The 5,672-nt window shown below is 71.5% G+C and carries 5 protein-coding genes and 1 pseudogene; 2 read left to right on the plus strand and 4 right to left on the minus strand.

From position 1 onward, the window contains the following. From AC1D15_RS15885 to rsmB, 3 genes are all read right to left on the minus strand, one after another. The coding region (locus tag AC1D15_RS15885; RefSeq protein WP_477826727.1) for a sensor histidine kinase at positions 1-1,287 on the minus strand (1,287 nt) is incomplete at its 3' end. Positions 1,288-1,410: 123 nt separating this feature from the next. Beyond that, on the minus strand, positions 1,411-2,010 hold the full coding sequence (locus AC1D15_RS15890; protein WP_465111437.1) for a DUF4390 domain-containing protein: 600 nt from the start codon (positions 2,008-2,010) through the stop codon (positions 1,411-1,413). A gap of 9 nt (positions 2,011-2,019) precedes the next feature. Further along, positions 2,020-3,375, minus strand: a complete 1,356-nt coding sequence (rsmB, locus tag AC1D15_RS15895) for a 16S rRNA (cytosine(967)-C(5))-methyltransferase RsmB (protein ID WP_477826728.1) — start codon at positions 3,373-3,375, stop codon at positions 2,020-2,022. 133 nt (positions 3,376-3,508) lie between these two features. Here rsmB and folE point away from each other — a divergent pair, with 133 nt between their 5' ends. Beyond that, positions 3,509-4,237: a GTP cyclohydrolase I gene (gene folE, locus AC1D15_RS15900; protein WP_047501555.1), complete on the plus strand. Its 729-nt coding sequence runs from the start codon at positions 3,509-3,511 to the stop codon at positions 4,235-4,237. Positions 4,238-4,248: 11 nt separating this feature from the next. Beyond that, positions 4,249-4,674 carry a BLUF domain-containing protein gene (locus tag AC1D15_RS15905; RefSeq protein ID WP_047501553.1) on the plus strand — a complete coding sequence of 142 codons (426 nt, stop codon included), beginning with the start codon at positions 4,249-4,251 and terminating at the stop codon, positions 4,672-4,674. Here AC1D15_RS15905 and AC1D15_RS15910 read toward each other — a convergent pair. Then, a pseudogene (locus AC1D15_RS15910) lies at positions 4,658-5,672 on the minus strand (hypothetical protein); the annotation flags it as partial. The gene AC1D15_RS15905 and the pseudogene AC1D15_RS15910 sit on opposite strands and share 17 nt — an antisense overlap.

Here is a 5,672-nt window from a genome sequence, read left to right on the forward strand (position 1 = left end):
CTCCTCCAGCGTGCGGCCGCGGTAGGCCGACAAGGGCAGCCGCAGGATGCGCGTCGCGCCCGGGTTGACGGTGTCGATGCGGCCGTCGCGGTCGAACACGATCACGCCGGCCGTCAGGTTGTCGAGGATGGTCTGCAGGTTGGTGCGCGCCGCCTCCAGCTGCGCGAGGCTGCGCTGCACCAGCGAGCGCGCGTCGGACAGCTGCTCGGTCATGTCGGCGAACGAGCGCGTCAGGCCGCTCAGCTCGTCGCGCGACGACACCACCTGCTTGCGCGTCAGGTCGCCGCGCGCCACCTGGCGCACGCCCTCGGCCAGCACCAGCAGCGGCCGCGCGAGCTGGTTGCCCAGCGTCACCGCCAGCAGCAGCGCGCCGAACACCGCGAGGATCAGCGTCAGCGTCAGCGTGCCGATGTACATGCGCCGCAGGCCGTCGCGCGCCAGCGAGCGCTGCTGGTACTCGCGGTAGGCCGCCTGCACCGCCAGCGCATTCGTCACCACCGAACTCGGCAGCAGCTGGGTGACGAGCAGGAAGCGGTCCTGCGCGTCGAGCGAGATGTTCGAGCTCGGCATGAAGGCCAGCGCCTTGATGCGCGCGGTGCCCGAGTTCGCCGCGGTGTCCTCGTCCAGCCCCTCCAGCTGGCTGATCACCCGCGAGTTGCGCGCCTGGCGCAGCTGCGCCTGCGTCGGCCGGTCGGGCGACAGGTTGCCGGCGGCGCTCGGGCCCACCGTCAGCAGCACCTGGCCGCTCGGTCCGAGCACCGTCACTTCCTGCGCCGACAGCTGCTCGCGCAGCCGCTCCAGCTGCAGCGGCTGCACCGTCGGCGTGCTGTCGGCGAGCCGCTCGGCAGCGAGCCGGGCCTTGTTCGCGAGGTCGTTGACCTGCGCCTCGAGCGTGCCGCGCCCGAGGTTCAGTCCGGCATCGAGCGCGCCCTCGACCTTCACGTCGAACCAGGTCTCGATGCTGCGCGAGACGAACTGGTACGACACCGTGTAGATCAGCAGCCCCGGCACCACACCCACCATCGCGAAGATGGCCGCGAGCCGCAGCAGCAGCCGGCTGCCGAACTTGCCGCGCCGCACCCGCAACAGCAGGCGTACCGACGCGATGCCGATCACCAGCATCAGCAGCGCGGCGACGATCAGGTTGACCCAGAACAGCCAGACGTAGTGCTTCTCGTACAGCCCGCGGCTGTTGGTGGCGATCGACAGCAGGAACACCAGCACCAGCCCCGCGCCGGTGACGGCGACCAGCGAGACGATCCATGCCCAGCGGGAGGCCTTGGTCAACTTAAACTCCCAACCCACACACACAAACCACCCTGATCCAGCGGACGCCGTGGAACCGGCTTTGCCGGGCCACTGGCGGCGCCCCCTTGAGGGGGAGGCGCGCAGCGCCTCGGGGGTGGGTCATCAAAAGCGTTTGAACCGCTCTACGCGCAGCGTCCAGTCGGCCTGGCCGCCGATGCCGATCTGCATCGGCCGCGGCAGCTGGCTGGTGTCCAGCCGGTAGCTGAACTCGATGTAATGGTGGCCCTCGTCATCGATCTGCGCCGCATCGGCCAGCCGCCAGCTCACGACGCGGCGCAACGAGGCCAGCGCATCGAACAGATTGTCGTAGCTCTGGTGCAGCCCGCCGAAGGTGACGCGGTATTTCCGCGTCAGCGGCTGGTAGGCCAGGCGCCAGGTGCGGGTCGACGACGTGATCAGCTTGTCGCGCCAGTACCAGCGGTCGCGGTAGACCTCGGCCTCGGCGACGAAATACACCGGCACGCCCTTCAGCAGCGCGTCCTCGACCGAGTGCGGCAGCTCGAACTGGGCCGAGAAGCCGAGCTGCAGGCCGTCTTCGTTGCGCACCAGCTCGAAGCTCTCGAGCTCGATCGGCTCGGCCCGCAGCGGCGCGTGCAGCGCCATCAGCAGCGCGATGGCGACCCACAGCAGCAGCCGCCCCCAGCCACTCGCGCCGGGGACACAACCGCCTTGCCTGGGAGGGAACCGGAGCGAGCGCAGCACGGATGCGTTCTAGGATTTGGTCAGCAGTGCGTAGAAGAAGCCGTCGGGCGATGCACCCGGATGGAGCGCGTGGCCTTCGCCTGGATTGTCAGCGAGCGGCAGCAGGTGGCCGGGTGAAGGCCGGTCGGAAGCCACGGACGCGCCGGTTTCGCGTTGCAAAAAAGCGTCGATCACCTGCCGCCCCTCGGCCTGGAACACCGAGCAGGTGCAATACAGCAGCCGGCCGCCCGGCTTCAGCAGCGGCCACAGGGCGTCCAGCAGCTCGCCCTGCAGCGTCGCCAGCGCCGGGATGTCGGTCGGCCGGCGCAGCCAGCGCACGTCCGGGTGGCGGCGCACGATGCCCGAGGCGCTGCAAGGGGCATCGAGCAGGATCGCGTCGAACGGCCGGCCCTGCGACCAGGCGGCAGTGTCGCGCGCGTCGCCGGCCACCAGCGTGGCCTGGCGGCCGATCCGGTCCAGCGCGTCGCGCACGCGGGCCAGCCGGCCCGGGTCGCTGTCGAGCGCGGTCACGTCCAGGTCGGCCAGCTCGAGCAGGTGGGCGGTCTTGCCGCCGGGGGCCGCGCAGGCATCGAGCACGCGCGCGCCGGCCGGCAGGCCCTCGCCGGGCAGCCCGACCAGCAGCGGGGCGGCGAGCTGCGCCGCCGCATCTTGAACCGAGACATCGCCGGCCGCGAAGCCGGGCAGCCGCTGCACCGCCGCCGGCTGCGCCAGCACGACCGCCTGCGGGCCGGCGACACGGCCTTCGAGCCCGGCCTCGGCGAGCCGGCGCACATAGCCCTCGGGCGTGCCGCGGCGCGCATTGACACGCAAGGTCATCGGCGGGCGGCTGTTGTTGGCCGCGAGCAGCGCCTGCCAGTGGTCCGGCCAGTCGGCCTGCAGCCGCTCGATCCACCAGCGCGGGTGGTTGTGGCGGGCGAGCGGATCGGCAAGCGCCGTCGCCACCTGGGCTGGTTGCTCGCGCAGGAAGCGGCGCAGCACCGCGTTGACGAACGAGGCGCTGGCGCGGGCCCGCTGCTTGGCGGCCTCCACGGCCTGGTTCACCAGCGTGTGCGGTGCGTAGCGGGCGCCGTCGCCGGCCGGCTCCGAGGGGGCGGGTTCGTCCGAGCCGGCGCCCGGCCACATCAGCGCCAGCACGCTGAGCAGCAGCGCGTCGACGAACGGCGGCGGCGCCTTGGGCACGAGCTGGCGGCGCAGCACCTCGGCGGCGCCGAGCTTGCGCATCACCTCGAACGCCAGCGCCTGCGTGCCGGGCCGGGCCTCCGCGGGGCAGCGGGCGAGCGCATCGTTGAGGGAGCGGCCGTCGCGCACGGCCTGCACGGCGGTGGCGACATGGACGAGAAGCTGGGACAGGGGCAGGGAAGTCACGGGCGAGAGTCTACGGGCGCGGATCTGCGGGCGCGGCAGGGCCCGGTTTGGCGCGGTTCCGGGGATCCCGTCACAATCGCCGACCTGCGGTCAGCACCGACCGCCACGCCCCGCGCCCACCAGAAAGACCGACATGCCGAAAGCGCCCCCTCGCAACGACGCCCGAAGCGAAGCCGAACTCGCCGCCCTGCCCGCGTCCGAGCGTATCCGCTACCGGCTGGTCGGCGCCGATTGCCGCTACCACGCCAACGACAACATCGCGGCCCACATCCGCGAAGGCGAGATCGACGAGCTGCGCGACGAGGTCGAGGCGAAGATGCAGGAGGTGCTGAAGGCGCTGGTGATCGACACCGACAGYGACCACAACACCCAGGAAACCGCCAGGCGCGTCGCGAAGATGTTCCTGACCGAGGTGTTCCGCGGCCGCTACGTGCCGATGCCCGCGGTCACCGAGTTCCCGAACGCCGAGCGGCTCAACGAGCTGATGATCGTCGGCCCGATCACGGTGCGCAGCGCCTGCTCGCACCACCTGTGCCCGATCATGGGGCGGGTGTGGATCGGCATCCTGCCGAACGAGCATTCCAACCTGATCGGGCTGTCGAAGTACGCCCGCATCTGCGACTGGATCATGAGCCGCCCGCAGATCCAGGAAGAGGCCGTCACGATGCTGGCCAACGAATTGCAGAGCCGGGTCAAGCCCGACGGCCTCGCCCTCGTGATGGAAGCCGATCACTTCTGCATGCACTGGCGCGGCGTGAAGGACGACCAGGCGATGATGACCAACAGCGTGATGCGCGGTGCGTTCCTGAAGGACGCGAGCCTGCGCCGCGAATTCCTGTCCCTGCTGAGCAAGAAGACCTGAAAGGATTCCCCATGCTCGTGCGCCTGATGTACGCCAGCCGTGCCGCCGCGTCGATGGACACCGAGACGCTCGCGGCGATCATGAAGAAGTCTCGCGCCCACAATCCGCAGGTCGGCGTGACCGGGGTGCTGTGCCACTCCGGCGGCATCTTCCTGCAGGTGCTCGAAGGCGGCCGGCTGCCGGTCAGCCAGCTGTACAACCGCATCGCCAACGACCCGCGCCACCACGACGTGGCGCTGCTGCGCTACGAAGAGATCGGCGAGCGCCGCTTCGCCGGCTGGGCGATGGGCCAGGTGATGATGAACATGCTGAACCCGGCGCTGCTGCTGAAGTATTCCGAGCGGGCCGAACTCGATCCCTACGCGGTGTCGGGCGAGGTCTCGATGGCGCTGTTCGACGAGCTGGTCGCGTCCGCCTCGGTCATGTGCCAGAGCTGACGCCGGCGCGCAGCACCGCGGCCGGCAGCTCGATGTAGTGCCGTGCCAGCTCGGGCGGCAGCGGCGAGTCGAGCAGCAGCCCGGCCAGCCGCAGCGCATCGGCCGCGCCGTCCGACAGCCGGTTCATCGGGCTCGCGGCCAGCGCCGCCTCCAGCCAGGCGCGCACMAGCACCGGCCGCAGCATCCACGGCAGGCCCTGCACGACGCCCAGCGCATGCGCCACCTCATCGGCATCGGGCAGTTCGGGCGCCGGCACGATCGCATCGCGCACCCAGCGCTTCATCACCGCCTGGTACCAGGCCGCGCCGCTCTCGAGCTCGCCGTCGGGCACGAGCCGCGACAGGAAGGCCGTCAGACGCGCCACCTGCATCAGCGCCGATTCCGGCAGCTCGGCGAGGTCGTTGCTGGCGCTCGCGTTCGGGCTCGGCGGGCGGGCTTCGCCGAGGCGGTGCCGCAGCGCCAGCCAGTGCAGGCGGTCGATCGGGCGCACCTGGCCATCGGCGGCCATCACGCGGCGTGCCGCCTCGACGACATCCTGCCGGTCGTTCAGCGGTGCGCGCGCGATGCGCGAGAGCAGCACCTCGATCCACGGCAGGCGTGCGGCCGGGCCCAGCTTGTTGACCTCGTCGCGCAACGCATCGGCGGTGCTCAGGCCGCGGGTCTCGTCGCGCCAGGCGCGGCGCTCGCGCTGGCTGCCGGGCGTCGCGATCAGTGCCAGCAGCACCGCGCGGAGTTCGCCCGGGCCATGCACGCGGCCGAGGCGGTCGATCGCTTCGCGTTCGTCGTCATCCGACGTGGGACGGGGTTGCGGCAGCGTGCCGCTGGGGTCGGGTGTCTCGGACATGGGGACAGCATAGGCGATGGGCGCGGCGGGAGCAGCTGCCGATAGCGCGGTGGGCAAGCGGCGCGGCTCGCCGGCTTCGTCAGCCGGCAGCGCCGGGGCCGCGAGCGGCGGCATCGCGCGGCCGTAGACGCGGCGCACGCGCTCGGGCAGCGGC

It is taken from the genome of Rhizobacter sp. P2_H2 (assembly GCF_056403375.1).